This window comes from Nitrospirota bacterium, assembly GCA_035873375.1.
In the GTDB taxonomy this organism is placed as follows: domain Bacteria; phylum Nitrospirota; class Thermodesulfovibrionia; order Thermodesulfovibrionales; family JdFR-85; genus BMS3Bbin07.
The window spans coordinates 42,112-58,014 of sequence record JAYWMQ010000012.1 but is presented as its reverse complement, the minus strand read 5'-3'; the positions used below and the strand labels follow the sequence as shown (position 1 = coordinate 58,014).

The window sequence follows — 15,903 nt, the reverse complement described above, 5'->3', positions numbered from 1 at the left end:
AGCATCCGTGCATGTGCAATACTGCCCTGAATGTCGTAAGGCCAGAGCCTCCAGTCAAAGGATATGGACTCAGTAAATGCCTCGACACTACCGGCAGTCTTCTCTTTAAACCTTCCAGCCCAGGGTTTCTTCATTCCGCTATCTCCATGGACAAGCAAACCATACAAATACCGGCTTTGTTGATCATCGTTTTGGTGTTCATATAGTTATTCTCCTTTAAAATCCGGCAATGCGTAATTCTAAATAAAAACACCTGTAAAGGCGATATAAGTCGGAAAAGAGCTTTTCCCCAATTATATATTCTGGAGTGCGGGCAAAAACAGTTACTATTTTATACTTAGCCTTGCCCTTAATGTCAAGACAGATGACGGAATCCTGAATATGGATGGAATTAGTCAAGAACTGCAGAAAAGCCTTCTTTTCCAGCCGGAAGCTCGATAATAAAGGTCGCCCCTTCACCTAACGTCCCTTCAGCCCATATATTCCCATTATGCTCTTTCACTATACCGTGAGATATTGAAAGCCCCAGACCTGATCCCTTATTTACCGGCTTTGTGGTAAAAAAGGGATCAAATATCCTCATGAGTGTATCCTCTGATATCCCCATGCCATTGTCGGATATTTTTATTACAATCATCCCTCTGTCCCTGTCGTAATGAGTATGCAAAGAGATAAGCTTTTCCTCCTTGCCGGAGTTAAGCACAGCATACTCTGCATTTACAAGAATATTCATTATTACCTGCTGTATCTGTTGTGGATCAATGGACACAATCGGCAGATCATGATAATCCCTTACAATCTGGAAACCATTTGACCGAAGCCAGTAAGACCTGAGCTCAATTGCACTGTCAATGAGTTCATCCATCCGGATATATGACCTCTCAGGGGGACTCTGCCTTGAAAATGTAAGTAAATTCTCCACTATCTTCTTACACCGCTCTGCAGCAGAGTATATCTTGCCGAGCTCTTTCTTTAACCCCTCATCTTCTGTCTTCATAGTTAAAAGTTCAGAATAGCCAAGTATACCTGTAAGGGGATTATTCAACTCATGAGCCACGCCTGAAACCAGAAGCCCAAGGGATGTAAGTTTATCTGCATGGTAAAGTTGCTCTTTCAATCTCCGCATCTCTGTTATGTCTTTAAGGATATGAACAGTTGCATTCTTTCCATCAGGTAGTGTTACATGAAAACCACTGACAAGGAAAACCTTGCCATCACAGGTAATCTCCTCAGTGTAGGCCTTTCTGTTTTTGTACAGAGCCTCTATGCAGAATTTGGGAGAAAGCTTGGCCTGTAAATCAAAACAGCTCCTGCCGATAATCTTTCGCGGATGCAGACCACAGCTCTCTGCAAAGGCAATGTTACACTTTATTATCCTGAAATCATCGTCTACAACAAAGACATAATCAGAGATTGCATCAAAAGTCTCCTGCCAGAGTTTCTGACTCTTTGAGATCAGGTCGAAAAGAAAGCTGTTTTTTATGGTAGATACGCCGGCATCCAGAAAAATCTCGAGGGAGTTTATATCAGGCTCTGCAAACTCTCTCTCTGTAAAGGAGGCGAGGAAGAGCACCCCCTTTTTGTCAGTCATAATATTCACCGGCGTACAGATGAGGCTCTTCACTTCATATCGCTGTAACTTTTCACACAGGTCAGGATGTTTTTTAATGTCTCTTATAACTGTTGTCTTTTCAACCTGAAGACCAAAATCGGAGCATAACATTTCTCCATCAAATTCAATATTGCTCTGACTCATGCATCTAAGCTTATCACCGTCAATAAGTGCAAAAACTCCGGCATCTACGGAAAGAAGCTTCATCCCCCCCTTAACCAGGATATTGATGGCATGGTCAACACTGAGGTCCCGGTTTATCTCTTTAATAAGAGAATTTATCAGTAAAAGCCTTTCGTTGAACTCCATCATCTGCCTCTATATTTTTTGGATTTTATTGTCAAATCTGAATTTCTCTATACACAGCGTCACAAATTATTGCTCATGTTGTTTCATTCCCGCTCCTGTTCTCCGTAGTATTACGAAGGGTGAAAGTCGGGAATTTTTCTCCCGGAAAGGATACCCCGAATGCTTTAGGGGAGGGTTATTCTGCTTTAGTTATTCCCCACACAATTTTCTGAAGAGTTTTGATTTTATCTTATTATAACATCTTTGCTTCCCGATCTGTCAGAATTACTATATCAACACGTCTGTTTTTTGCCCTGCCCTCAGGAGTGGTATTTTCCCTGAGTGGCTTATATTTGCCATAACCGGCAACAATGAATCTCTCGGGGGGCAGACCAAATTTTTCTATAAAGAGTCTCAATACCGAAACAGCACGCATGGTTGAGATTTCCCAGTTTGACCTGTAACGGGAAGTTCTGACCGGCAGATTATCCGTATGTCCTTCTATTAACACCTTGTTTGATATCCCTTTGAGAATTAAAGACAATTCTGCCAGCACTTTTAGTGACGACTCTTTTATCTCTACAGAACCAGGGGCGAAAATGGAGCCCTCACCAAGGGAGACAATTACACCCCTTTCATCCCTCCGGACATTCAGGTCCCTGCTGAAAGAACCAACAACCCCCCTCAGCTCATACTCAATCCTTTCGGAAATCTGCGAAGGCTTGCCCAACTCGGGAATTACGGTACCGCTCTGACCCAAGGTTTCTGTTCCCAAAGCAGAATTCAGAGAATTTACGAATTTGCCAAGCTTCTGCGTATCTACAACACTTATAGCATAAAGGGTGGTAAACAGGGCAAAAAGGAGGGTTATAAAATCAGCATATGATACAACCCATCTGTCCGGACTGTCATTATCCTCAATCCTTTTTCTTCTCATAACAGGCCCTCCTCTCTTCACTTCTCAACAAAGGCAAGTAGTTTCTCCCTGAGATAATGCGGATTAATACCTGACTGGATGCCGATAACCGCTTCCACTATCATGGTCCTGAATTTAATCTCCCTCATCAGGCTGTTTTTCAGTTTTTTTGATATGGGTAAAAGCAGGAGATTAGCCACCCCCACACCATACACGGTTGCAACAAAGGCAACAGCAATCCCCTGTCCCAATTTTGCAGGCTCAGCGAGGTTCTGCATCACGTGAATCAGACCGATTACCGCACCTATAATCCCTATTGTCGGGGCAAAACCACCTGCAGTCTCAAAGACCCTTGATTGCCTCAGCCTGAAATCCTCAAAGGTTAAATTCTCTTCCTCCAGGGTTTCACGCAGTAGTCTTGGACTGATTCCATCAATTGCAAGGGAAATTGTTTTTCGGAAAAAAGGGTCATTTATATCCATAAGATGGGGTTCGATCGCAACAAGTCCCTTTTTTCTTGACAGGTGTGCAAGTGATATGATCTGATTTATACAGGCATCGTAAGCGGGGTCTTCATTTTTGAAAAAAACTTCTTTAAGTGATCCAAGTGCAAACAGAACATCCCGAAGTGTAAAACTCAGCAGAGTTGCCCCAAGTGTACCGCCAAAAACTATGAGTGCTGCTGCCGGCTGTAGAATAAATGTTATATTCCCGCCCTCCAGCAGAGTACCTCCCACAAGCGCTGAGACACCAAGTGCAATCCCTATTAAACTTGCTTTCTCCATACATTATCCGTCTTTCCTTTGTTTCCTGATAATCTCTCTCTGTCTTCTCAGGGTGTACCGGATTATCTCTTCCCTGACCTCATCTGTCATTTCTGCAAACTCGATTGCAGTATCATATGCCTTTCTTCCCTCCCTTTCAAGCACTTTCACTCTTGTAACCTCACCAAAAGCCTGGACTGCCATTGGTGGATAAGAAGGGAGGAGCATTTTGAGTTCCACAACATCTCCGAGCTCAAACTCCTCATCAATCTCAAATCTTATCCCTGATGCAGAGATATTTACAGCACTGGCCTCCTCGTTCAACGCCCCCGCCTCTTTAAGCACAAGGGTATTTAACAGAAAGTCGAGTTTATTGTTAATCTCCTGCAAGAGCGGGACAAGACCGCTATCCTGCAATCCTGTCCCGATTTCATCTACTTTCTTATCTGAAGGCGGAAAAAGAAATCCTGATGAACGCACGGATAAATTACCAACCCTTTTTATCTTTACGGGAAATGCATCATCGACCCTAAAAAAAGACCTCCTCTCCTCCTCATAAAGATCATCTGGAACTTCAAGGAAAAGCTCGTTCCCCTTTACATCCTTCACTATGGCCATTGTTTCGGTATTACCCTGACATATCAAGACTTTCTGCCCTTTCAAGCCACTTACCTCGCAATCAGAGCAAAGACGGTAGTTTACTCCATTTCCCTCTGTAACCCTGGCATTAAAACAATTGATACCATCCCTTGTCCTGATATGAACATCCCTGCCAGGCTCAATACTCATTAGCTGCCTCCCCGTCCTGTAGATGTTGACATAAAGGCCTTTACTACTACGGGGTCAAACTGGGAGCTGGAACAGCTCTTTATTTCACCTATCGCTGTCTTGTGATCCACCCCTTTTCTGTAAGGCCTCGTTGTAGTCATGGAATCATAGGTGTCGGCAACTGATAAAATTCTCGCAATGAGGGGAATCTCCTCTCCCTGAAGGCCGTCAGGATAACCATGACCATCAAATCGCTCATGATGGTGCCTTATCAACAGTCTCTCGAGAGGAAAGGAACCGAGTGGGGATACAATATTATCACCTATTACAGGGTGTTTCTTTATCTCTTCAAACTCTTCATCTGTCAGTCCTCCTGGTTTTAACAGGACGATATCTCTGACCCCAATCTTTCCAATGTCATGTAAATAGCCCGCAAATTTTATTGCATCCCTTTCCGCCTGAGTACAGTCTATCTCATCTGCAATCTCAAGAGACAGCTTCGTTACCCTTTCGGAATGCTGTTTTGTATAGGAATCCCTGGCCTCTACCGTCAAGATAAGGGTCTTCAATGTATTGATAAGATTATTGTATGTTATTTCATAAAGTGCATTGTTCTCAAGCCTGAGGCATGCCTTGTGTGTAAGAGTTAGAGCGAGATTAATTTCTTCATCGGCAAATTTATAACCATCGGTCTTATCAGTTATACTCAGGAATCCCAACACTTCATTGTTAAGTATAAGGGGAATGATAAGAAACTCCGAGTCAAGCGGATATCCACTGAAAGGATTTTTCTGGCCAACCTCAAGGACAATATGTGTCTTGTTCCTGATGGCATCCTCATATATTGACCCCTTCAAGAGAAGCTTCTCTATATGTGCTATACCTATCGTATAACGGCTTTCGATACTTCCATCTTCAAGCAGTCCGAGAGCAACCCTCTTTGCTTTCAGCAGCCTCGCAATCATGGAAACGATTCTGTTAAATATGCTCGAATTTTCCTTTATCTCATCAAGCTCTATACTGAGGGTAAAAAGCGTATTTATCTCCTGGAGTCTCTTGTAAAGTTCTGAATTAAGTGTTTCAACTACTGCATCCTTATTACCATTACCGGCAAAACTCTTAATCAGTTCTCTCTCGCGGATCACCTTGCTTAGAATATGCCTTATATCATCAAAAGTAAACGGTTTGGTAATAAAGTCAGCTGCCCCCTGCTTCATAGCCGATATTGCCGTTTCAAGATAGGAATAAGCAGTAATTACTACAACGGGTATCATTGGATTTTGCTTCCTTACTTCCTGCATGAATTCAAGGCCTCCCATCCGGGGCATTTTAATATCTGTAAAGATTATATCGTACTCATCATGCCTTACCTTCTCAATTCCCTCCAGGCCATCCATGGCAATATCCGTCTGGTAGGGACCAGCAGCCTTTACCATATCTGAAAGGACGCTCCTTATCGACTGGTCATCATCTACTATCAGAACTCGTGGCATTCACAGCTCCTAAAAGCAGTTTTTCCTTTAATATCTCAACATCACCTTCATTAATAATATCCATCTGTCTGAGTCGTGCAAGTCTCTCCAGAAAATTCATTGTTACATCAGGAGCGGCAAGCCTTTTTACAGTATTTATCATCTCCATATCCCTGTAAGTATTACGCAGATGAAGCCTGAGCTCCTCGTTCTCTTCTATCAGTTCAGCCCTCTTAAGGGCATTTTCCACTACAATAATTATCTCCTGGAGTTTAAATGGTTTCGTAATGTAGTCATATGCACCAAACTTTATAGCCTCAATCGCATTGTCAAGTGTCCCATATGCCGTCAGGATAACTACTGCCGCCTTTGGATTAAGGTTGCAGGCAGCCTTCAAGACCTCAAAACCGTCAGCACCGGGCATCCTCAGGTCGGTTATTATAAGACTATAAAGGTCCAACTTTAGTGCCCTGATTCCCTCAATGCCGTCGCAGGCTGAATGAACCGAGAAGCCTTCTCTGGAAAGAAGGCTGACAACTACATCCCTGGCTATTTCATCATCGTCAATGATTAGTATCTTAAACTCTCTCTTTTCCAACGAGGCCGGTCTCCTTAATTTTTTTCATTACCTCCATCTTTGTCTGGTCCTGAATCTCCCGCTTCTTTGCCTCTGTGGAGATGTCAACAATATCTTCTGGTTCATTTACAGGAGGGGATGTCTCATCAAGCAAAGAATCATCTGCACTCGAAAACTTTGAATAAAGCCTGAGCATATCGTTAATCTGCGATGGCAATATTGTCATCTTTACCTCCCTGCGTCCACAACTGAAAAAACTTCTCCCTAATTCTTTATATCGGCCATTTTGCAGAGAACTTTAATAGAACCTTATATCGGGAGTATCAGGCAGGCGTTGAAAGACATTTTAATTTACACAACAGATGGTTCGTAAAAGACAAATACAATATTGGAGTAATGGAGTTAAGGAGGAGGGAGGGAAGAAGTAACTTAAAAATATAGCAGTAAAAAATATAAAAAATCCATTCTCCCAAATCCAGAAAAAAAGGTACTCCATTACCCCAATTTATATTTTTCGTCTCATTCGTGGCTGATAGATATATATCGGACAATTTTCAAAAAACTTTAGAAAAAAATTCTGCGGGCTTAAATCTCCTGTAATCTCTCCCTTATTTCAGACAAACCTATTTTGCCCTCCTCAAAAAGAGGTGGCAGTTCGTATTGAATAAGGTCTGATAGAGTTACCCAGTCCCTGGTCTCAAAAGCTGAGAGCATTTCCCTGAAGATATCAAGGGAATTATCCCAGCACGCAAACGGCTCCATCGATATGTCATATCCTTTGAGCCTGAGATGCTCTACACCCTTCTTGACTTCCCGGATAAAGTCCATTAAGTGGTTAAGGTTCTTTATCCCTTCTGAAAGTGCCGTAAAAACCCTGTCGGACTGTTCGGTCCTGAGAAGATTGACACAATCCAGCAGCCTGTCCCCTATTTCAGTAACGATTTCATCGGCTTCTGTAATACCTTTCTGTATTGCATTCACCAGATCCACATCTTTTTTCATATCTTCGCTTCCCATTATCTTCTCCTTTTTATACTGAGTCAAGAATACCTCAGGTATTTTCTGATAATTCATATTCCATATCATTGATTCTAAACCCCAACTGCTTCATTTAACGCAAACGTGTTGCTTTGCAAAGTTTGAGATCAGCGATTGGAGAAATTGAATCAGCATCGATGTATGAAGACTAAGGTCATTATAGATTCTACAGGCATCTTCGGACAGAACAGCAATGTCTTCCTCCTCGAGTTCCTCTTTCTCGTATTTAAAGATAGTGGTTAAAGGTTTCAGGGCCGGACAGGTATATCCGATGGTTTCAATCTCCTGATCAAGGGGAGGAACTCCCCTCCATATTTTTTTAATTAACTCAACGTCCGGTGAAGATTTTTTTGCCTCTCTATCCATGATTGATATAATTGAAAAGGCACTATCCGAGAGTTCCTTCAGTCTTCTCAGGACATTAAGTTCGTCTTCGATCAGAGTAGAAATATTGACTGAATTCATATCATACCGGTCAGATAATTTATCCACAAAATGCCGGCAGATACTGTCGGAATTGCATGAATATTCCCGATCCAGTATTTTCAACCATGTTTGTCTGTATATATGTGCAAAAAGCAAAGCCTTTCTTAATGGCCGTCCCTTTATTAAAGGCATATAATCAATGAATCCGTCTTTCTCAAAATATGATTTATAGACCTGAACATTCTCCCATGCAGCAGAATCTTCAATTGAGGTCAAATCACCTTCTAATAACACTTCTTTTGAAAGTTCAAAGACATTGGCTGCATTTATCACCCTCTTGCAAACCATATCCTTACAGCTTGAGTTAAAACCGCATGGACTGCAAGGCAACTCAGCCCCCACCACGTAATGACCTTCACCATAAGGACCTGTTTCCCTGAAGTGTACGGATGCCAAGGAAATATTTATTGTCCTGGTTCCAACAGCCGTAGCTATATGCAAAGGGCCCGTGTCATTACTTATAAAAAGATTACATCTCTTTAATAAGGCAACAAGGTCCCCCAAGTCCGTCCTGCCGATCAAATTCAACGGCTTTGTCCCGGCAACGGCCTCAAATTCCTTCCCGTAATGCACCTCTTTAACAGAACCGGTAAGGAGGATTTTCAGACCAAAAACCTTAACCAATCTGTCTGCCAACTCCGCAAAACGGGCAACAGGCCATCTCTTGTCCTCTGCACTTGCCCCAAGCTGGAGGCCTACAAGTATATCTCCTCTATTAACTCCTCTCTCTGTCAGGATACTGTCTGCCCTTTGCTCTGCATCAGGAGGAATATCAAGATGCAGGCCCTGCCCTTTTGGAGTTACACCACCTGCCTTCAAATAGATATCACATAAATGAAACGGGTTGTAATCTCTCCCCGGCATTACATTAAAAAAATACCTTATCCATGGGTGCCTTTTAACAGTAAAGCCCTCATTGTCCATACTCAGACCTCTTACTTCTTTTGTCTTGAAAAGGGATGTTAAAACAGCGCTTGAAGGAGAATGGGTGAAGTTTATGACAAGGTCGTACCGGATATCATTAATTTTACAGAGAATATCCTCTACATAGCGGAACGTGCCGACCGGGTCTCTCCTCTTTAACCCTTGCAGAACCTTATTGATATCAAGGATAAAAACTCTATCTGCATGTGGTACATACCTGCATATTTCTAAAAAAGCAGAGTTTACAAGAAGGGTTATCCTTATTCCCGGATACCTGTCCTTAAGACCGGTCATCACAGGGGTGGTCTGAACAAGGTCTCCCATCCTGGTAAGATTAACTATAAGCACATCCTTCATAGCTCATGTCCTTTTTTTAACCGATTTTTCTGTAGATAATACAACCACAGAGACACAGAGTTACTACTTCTTAACTGCATACTGTTGTTGTATTGAATCCATCAGCAAAAAAATCTTTTCAACATCTGAAAGGGCCCCTTCGCCTGCTCTTATATCTTCCACAATGTCGTCAAGTCCTACTTTGCCCTTATCCGTGAATCGTGCCAAATATCTGCCAAGCTCTGTTTCCATTCCGGCAGCATCAATAAGTTCTTCAACAACCTCACCTTCTGAATGCCACGGCGGGAAGTCATATCCCATTGAGGAGATAAGGTCAAGCATCTCCTCCATCCTGAGTTCGTAAGTATGATCCTTCCTAACACGCTCCATAGCCTTCCTGGCTATTGCCTTCCTCTCATCGGGATTGTTGAGGTAATATCTGATTTTATACCTCAGGTCGCTCAGGTCTTCAAAACAGACTATCTCTTCTCCGACCTTGAAGAGTTCCTGTATTTCGGACCGGGCGTCAACAAGCTGAAATCCTTCACATGCTGCAATCTCAAAGGTTCTTGGATTTACAAAGTCACCATAAGGGTTAACTCCCTCATGGTATGCTGAGGAATGGAGGTTTACGTTAATCTTTGATGCACTGAATATTTTCACTATATCCTCTGTATCTATCCGTTCACCCGACCTCTGAATACATCTTCCAAGGGGGGAGTTCAGGTTCCATTCATTCCCCCATATCTTGAAGTCAAAATCGAGCAGCCCCTCAAAGAACTTTCTCCTGTTATAGTATCCTGCACCAACAAAAGAAACATCACTTCCGCATATCTTTAACTCATCTCCTGACGGCTCTGTTTTCTTATGAACATCCATAGAGGCGGCAAGGGGGAGACAGGAAAACTTCTTCACACCAATACCTTTCAAAGTCTCAAAAAACTGTCCCTTCTGAATGGTAAAAAAATAATCATAAAAAGGGGCAACCCTCTGCCAGTAATCCATCACCATAAAGTCTTCAACAAACCAGAAGGCGGTCGGGATTTTATTCTCCCTGAGTTTCTGAAGTGAAGCTTCGGTTAAAGGGGCTTGGGCAAGGGCGAAGACAAGATCGGGTTTAATCTCTAAACACCTTGCAATTACAGCCTCTGACACAAAGCTGACAAACATCTCCCTCAACCGGTACTGATGCGCCTTATCATCAGTGATACTGTCAATGGATAGAAAAACATCCTTATATCTGCTGTTGTCCACAAAATCAACCTCATTACCAAGGTTACTCAGGGCATTGGCACAGTAGCCGGCAATGGGGAGGGAACCACCATAAACAGGACCGACTACCATAATCTTCAAACCTTTTTTGATATCTTTAAAAACATTCAACCTTGAACGAATCTTCTCAAAATGTTCAGGGTTCAGGTTCACTGAAGGTTTATGTTCCAAAACAAGGAAACCTTTCTTTAACCGTGGTATTTCATCACCGGCAACAAACCTGATTCTCGAAAGAACAGGGGTTAAATCCATAAGCTCAAAGGCTGCCTTCAGAATGTCCACCCTCGGCTCAAAAACGACTATATCCGCCGGTGTGGTCTCGCAGAGTTGCAGGATGTGATACCCCAAACCAAAACCAAGGACACAGATTAGAGATGACTTCTCAATTTTTTCTCTGTGATGTTCAACCCAAGATTCTGATTCTTTTAGAGGGTTGTAACGACTGTGTAGCGTGACATTGCCTGCCTTTATAGAAGGCATGCCGTTTCTTGTGGTTAATATATGCAAGTCATTATCCCTTCGGGTCCTGATGATGACCTCTGCAAGTTCAGACTTTATTATTCTGAGAGCTTCTATGTTTTTTTCAAAAATCAAAATCAGCTTTACTCCTCATAAGCCTATTTTATAGTCCTTCTCAGCCCCAAAGCATCCTCTCTATCAGGCTCAAATATAAGTATTTTTTCAAGACTCTCTCTGGCCTTATCCACCAACCCAAGCTTGAAGCACACTTCTGCATACCTGAAAAGGACATCCGTATCAGCCGGGTGAAGAGATAGATGCTCTTCAAGCACCTTCTTTGCCTTGTCAGGATTCTCTGCTTCAATGGCAGTCTTTACAGCATCGTTCAACCTCCGAACCTCAACCCCTGCCTTCTGCACCTTTATCAGATATTGAAATACAAAGAGGTCCTTCAACTCCTCGGGGGTAAGCCCCCTCAAAGAGACCCTGCCAAAGGATATCTCTCCTGAAAAGGGGTCGCTCAGCGAATTATATGCAGGGTCAATATTGGCGGTTATCCCTGTTATCTCGAAACCTGCCTCTGCAAAGAGTCTCTCTATTTCCTTCCTGGTAAAAAATCTCAGATGGGTTTTATCAAGAATACCATGGTCTTCATACTTCCAGTGTCCTTCAACCAGCATATTTATAATGCCATGGTATCTGACATTCGGGATACTCGCCACAATAACCCCTGAATCAGAAAGGTGTTTCTTCAGTTTTTTTAATGTGGACAAGGGGGCTCTCAGATGCTCCAGTATGTCAGCCAGAATCACACAGTCAAAATATCCCTCATCAAATGGAAGATCAATTTCTTCTATATCTGCACATATGACCCCTGCCAGATTCTTTTCAGCCCTTTTGCACACATGCGGAGAAATCTCTATACCGACTACTTCACTTGCCCCCTTCTCCAAAAGCCTTCTGCCAAGGATACCCTCTCCACAACCCACATCCAGAATTCTCTTTGCTCCGCTGGGAATAAGAGTCTCCACGTCCCTTCTCTCCTGGCGAAAATAATCGTTTTTACTTATATCAGTCATGGAAAGTGTCTCTCCCCCTACCCCTTCAGCATTATCCTTTGTGCTGTCGTGCCTGTTGTCTTTAAAATTATAAATTGGGTTACCCAAAATCCTTTTCCACTCTTTAACAAAACTCTCTATCGGGAATTTGTCCATAACTGTTTCTCTTGCCCTTTCGCCAAGGGATTCTGCCAGTGACCCGTTTTTTAACAACTCCTCTATCCTGCCTCGCAGATAAGCCTCATCTGAAGATACATAGCCGTTAATACCGTCTTCAATCGGAGATGAAGGATTTGCAATGGAGACAACAGGCATCCCCGTTGCCATTGCTTCAAGCGCCGCAAGATTATATCCATCTTCGTAAGGGTGTCCGGTGGCATTCAGATAAACCCTGTGACTCCTCATAAAATCCTTGAACTCCTCCCAACTCTTCGGCACATATGAATCAGCTATATTTGGATTAAGACCAAGTACTATAGAGGGAAGCCCCTTCAGAAGTCTGTTCTGTACGGAATAACCGAGGATTATATCCCGCTCCATCAGGAAATTTCCAACCCTCAATACCTTATGTGCATCTCCCCTCCAGCTACCATATTCAGCAGTGTCAACACCTGGAAGGATTATTTCTCCTTTCATTCCCCAGTCTTCCATCTTTGCCTTCGAGATAAAGACCAGGATCAGATTTTTGGTTGAATCAATTAATTGACGGACATTTTCGAGATATGCCTCTCTATTTACGGTGTTGCCACCAAGTGCGATCTCAGTGGAGAGTTTATTATGAAAGATTAAGATTTTCGGTATTGTCCACTCGTTGACAGAGATAAGGTCATTAATATTGTGGGCAATAATCCTGGCATAAGCTCCGGCATTAAGCCCTGCCTTTGCCTCATCTTCAGATACAAGACGGCAGTTAGGAGGAACAGGACGGAACTCCTCTATCCAGCCAAACCTGCCCCCCTTCCACTTTTCAACCACATCAAAATAATAGCCTGTCCTGGCAAGAAGGTGTATATAGGATTCGTGCCAGTTAAATGTAAGTATCCCGGGTTTCACTCGCTCACTCCTCAGCTGTTATCATCCATATCTGTTTTTCATATTCTGAATTATGGTATCGAGCCTGTGCCTGTAAGTGTGTTCTTTGAGAATCCTCTCTCTGCCCCTTCGAGCGATATTTTCTCTTTCTTTCGGGTTGCGGAGATAAAACCTCACCAGTTCCGGTATCTCATCCCTGCTCCTGTAAACAACAATCTCTTTGCCGACATCAAACAGTTCCTCAATTGAGTCCTGATGGTCTGTCAATAGAAAAGCACCACACGCCGGGACATCAAAAACCCTCTGATTTACAGCATCTAACATCTGAAGGCTTGTGGCATTAAAATTTATCTTACTGGCATTGTAGAAAGCAGGCAGCTCATTATAGTAGTTCAATGGAGCTCCAAACGTGTAGCCATTACCTAAAAGCTTCTTCCAGGCCTCGTCTCCACGGATTCGGGGGTGAAAATCCTTAAGAGTCTTGATACACGAAAGGCGGTAAATCAATGTTGCCCTCCAGAGTATGGCGGCCTCAAAGTCAAGCCTTTCCTGAACCGACAGGGGATCAAGAAGACTCAGCTCTTTCTTTTCAAGAGTTGCCAGCACCGCATCAAAAGGCATCCTCGTTGAACTCAAAAGCAATGCCATCTTCTCAACAAGGGGATAAAGTCCGCCCGGGATCTTTTCCAAACTTTCCAAAGCCGGCACCACCCTGGAGTTGCCAACAAAGGAGACATCACACTGATAATGATCAGGTCTTTTCCTCTTTTTTATGGACTTGAAGACCGTTTCATCTGTGGCAAGAGGAAGGTATGTTACTGACTCAAACCCCACATCCTCCAGATCTTTTATGTACCCCCTGTCCCACAAAAAGAGAGAGACATAAGGAGATACATTCCGGTCAAAGGCCCTGACAATAAGGTTGGGACTGTCCACATACCACGATGCCACGGGCATCTCTATTGATTCCAGAAAGGATGTCAATACCCCATCCTCATCCAGACCCAAATGATTTATGGTAATGATAAAATCAGGCTTAAACTCGTAAATCTTCTTAATCAGCCCGGATACAATAACCTCACCACTCTCTTCCCTGCTTACCGGCACTTTTATAACCCTGTGGCCAACGCTCCTAAGTGCAGCTTCTATCTCACGGGTCAGAAAATAACCAAAGTCTATCAGGGCAACACTGCAAACATCTTCCCTGAATTTGGGATATCGCAGCCTGTCCCACAGCTTTACATTCATTGTATTCCGCAACACAGTAAGAATAGGGGAATAGTAATCCTGAAAAGCAGATACGGTCGAAGATAAAGAAAAGACCGACAGAGAGACCATTCCGAGTTTCATCTGTTGACTTGTAATCTTGCTAATCGCCTCGTCTACAGCAAAACCAACCACAAACTCGATTCTCCCCTCAAGGCCGGATATCATACCGTGTTGCATAGCCATTTCATAAATCTCCGGCATAGCCTCTACCACCACAATCTCAGCCTCCGGAAACCTCTGCACTAACTCTTTCAGGTGATAACCCAGCCCCAGCCCAAGGACCACCAGGATCCCACTGCCGTCAAACTGGAAGGCATCAACAATACTCCTTGCCTCGGCCTCAGGGTCATAGAGGCTATGGAGTGTCTTTATTGAACCGTCCTCACAGGTTACTCTCAGTGAGAGGTTGCCTTTTTTAGTTGTTATTACAGAAATTCTGTGAGTGTTTTCTTCTATAAGAGTTCTATAAAAATCGTACCACCTGTACGCGTTAGCCTCCAACGTGTATTTCTCCAAAACCTCCCCATGTGCACATTCGGCTATCTGTCTCCTAAGCTCCTCATTTTCTATAAGTTTCACCATTGCTTTGTACCAATTACCTTGGTCATCGTCACAAAGAACTCCTGTTTTACCATCCGTAATTGAGCTTGCATATGGCGTTATTCTGGAATAAATACCGGGGATACTGCAGATTGAGTACTCCAGAAACTTAATGTTACTTTTACATTCATTAAAACTATTATTCACAAGAGGGGCAAGAGCAATATCTATATTGAGGCTCTTCATGTAGCGGGCGAATGCCCTGTAATCCGGAATGAGATCACTAACAAACTCAACTCCCTTAAGCTGCAGAAGCTCTTTGGTAATACATCCAAAGAATCTAAACATTACCTTATCCCCATACTCCCCTATGACCTTCTTTATGGCAGGGGTAATCATGCTTATATCCTCCTGATGGGTTGGCGTCCCAATAAATGCAATTACTAACTTGTCCTTATTGACAGCAGGATTACTAACCTTGCCTCCCCATATCTCAATATCTATATAATTCGGTAATACATAAATATTCCTGTTATAGACCGAAAGCCGTTCCTTTAAGGCATTGGTTGAAACCGTCACTGCATCAGCCCCTTTTATTGCATCGATTATCTTGTTCTGGAATCCTTCAAAAACACTTCTATTAGGATTGCTTGCAGGTACTTCTATCAGAAGGTCATCTATCTCATAGATAATCTTTCTGCAAGGACTCTTGAGTTCAGCGATTGATCTATCAAGGAACGCAGTTCTCTGGATAAGGATGATATCTGCCTTGTATAAATTATCTTTCCTTACAAGAAATTTATTTCCTTCCTGCATAATAGACCGGTCCACAAATATCTTATCGCTTAACTTTCCTAATGGACTTAGGACCCTGATAGTGGGACAGACTGAATCAGGGGGATCACATACGATGTATCCCACATTAAATTTGTCTTTGCCGCTATATTTTCTTGTGTTATCATCCAATAATGTTTTAGAATGACTTGTTTTTTGTTTTGGATTTTGAGACAGTATACTTTCATCTATCTTCCGCTTCTCTTCACCTTCTTTTTTACGAAACATAATGGCATCCTTACTTATATTTTCAGTATT

General features: G+C 42.8%; 12 protein-coding genes. All 12 read right to left on the bottom strand.

Annotated elements, in window-relative coordinates; all coding sequences use genetic code 11:
• Window positions 1-391: 391 nt before the first annotated feature.
• The 12 genes from VST71_03440 to VST71_03385 all read right to left on the bottom strand — a co-directional run bounded on the left by VST71_03440 (window position 392) and on the right by VST71_03385 (window position 15,873).
• Window positions 392-1,924 carry an ATP-binding protein gene (locus VST71_03440; protein ID MEC4684771.1) on the bottom strand — a complete coding sequence of 511 codons (1,533 nt, stop codon included), beginning with the start codon at window positions 1,922-1,924 and terminating at the stop codon, window positions 392-394.
• Window positions 1,925-2,153: 229 nt separating this feature from the next.
• On the bottom strand, window positions 2,154-2,837 hold the full coding sequence (locus tag VST71_03435; protein MEC4684770.1) for an OmpA family protein: 684 nt from the start codon (window positions 2,835-2,837) through the stop codon (window positions 2,154-2,156).
• Between the two features lie 17 nt (window positions 2,838-2,854).
• Entirely contained in the window at window positions 2,855-3,601 is a 747-nt protein-coding gene (locus VST71_03430; protein MEC4684769.1) for a flagellar motor protein, read from the bottom strand.
• A 3-nt stretch (window positions 3,602-3,604) separates the two neighbouring features.
• Window positions 3,605-4,369: a PilZ domain-containing protein gene (locus VST71_03425; protein MEC4684768.1), complete on the bottom strand. Its 765-nt coding sequence runs from the start codon at window positions 4,367-4,369 to the stop codon at window positions 3,605-3,607.
• On the bottom strand, window positions 4,369-5,841 hold the full coding sequence (locus VST71_03420) for an HD domain-containing phosphohydrolase (GenBank protein MEC4684767.1): 1,473 nt from the start codon (window positions 5,839-5,841) through the stop codon (window positions 4,369-4,371). Before VST71_03420 ends, VST71_03425 begins: the two co-directional genes overlap by 1 nt.
• A complete protein-coding gene (locus tag VST71_03415) occupies window positions 5,816-6,418 on the bottom strand; it encodes a response regulator (protein ID MEC4684766.1) in 603 nt (200 codons plus the stop codon). Before VST71_03415 ends, VST71_03420 begins: the two co-directional genes overlap by 26 nt.
• Window positions 6,399-6,623, bottom strand: coding sequence for a hypothetical protein (locus VST71_03410; protein ID MEC4684765.1), 225 nt, complete (start codon window positions 6,621-6,623; stop codon window positions 6,399-6,401). Before VST71_03410 ends, VST71_03415 begins: the two co-directional genes overlap by 20 nt.
• A gap of 359 nt (window positions 6,624-6,982) precedes the next feature.
• Window positions 6,983-7,414: a hypothetical protein gene (locus tag VST71_03405; GenBank protein ID MEC4684764.1), complete on the bottom strand. Its 432-nt coding sequence runs from the start codon at window positions 7,412-7,414 to the stop codon at window positions 6,983-6,985.
• A gap of 90 nt (window positions 7,415-7,504) precedes the next feature.
• Window positions 7,505-9,202 carry a glycosyltransferase family 9 protein gene (locus VST71_03400; GenBank protein ID MEC4684763.1) on the bottom strand — a complete coding sequence of 566 codons (1,698 nt, stop codon included), beginning with the start codon at window positions 9,200-9,202 and terminating at the stop codon, window positions 7,505-7,507.
• A gap of 63 nt (window positions 9,203-9,265) precedes the next feature.
• A complete protein-coding gene (locus VST71_03395) occupies window positions 9,266-11,047 on the bottom strand; it encodes a glycosyltransferase (GenBank protein ID MEC4684762.1) in 1,782 nt (593 codons plus the stop codon).
• 23 nt (window positions 11,048-11,070) lie between these two features.
• Window positions 11,071-13,023, bottom strand: a complete 1,953-nt coding sequence (locus tag VST71_03390) for a methyltransferase domain-containing protein (protein ID MEC4684761.1) — start codon at window positions 13,021-13,023, stop codon at window positions 11,071-11,073.
• A 21-nt stretch (window positions 13,024-13,044) separates the two neighbouring features.
• The gene (locus tag VST71_03385; protein ID MEC4684760.1) at window positions 13,045-15,873 is read right to left on the bottom strand and encodes a glycosyltransferase; all 2,829 of its coding nucleotides are present in this window, start codon (window positions 15,871-15,873) and stop codon (window positions 13,045-13,047) included.
• Window positions 15,874-15,903: the final 30 nt, after the last annotated feature.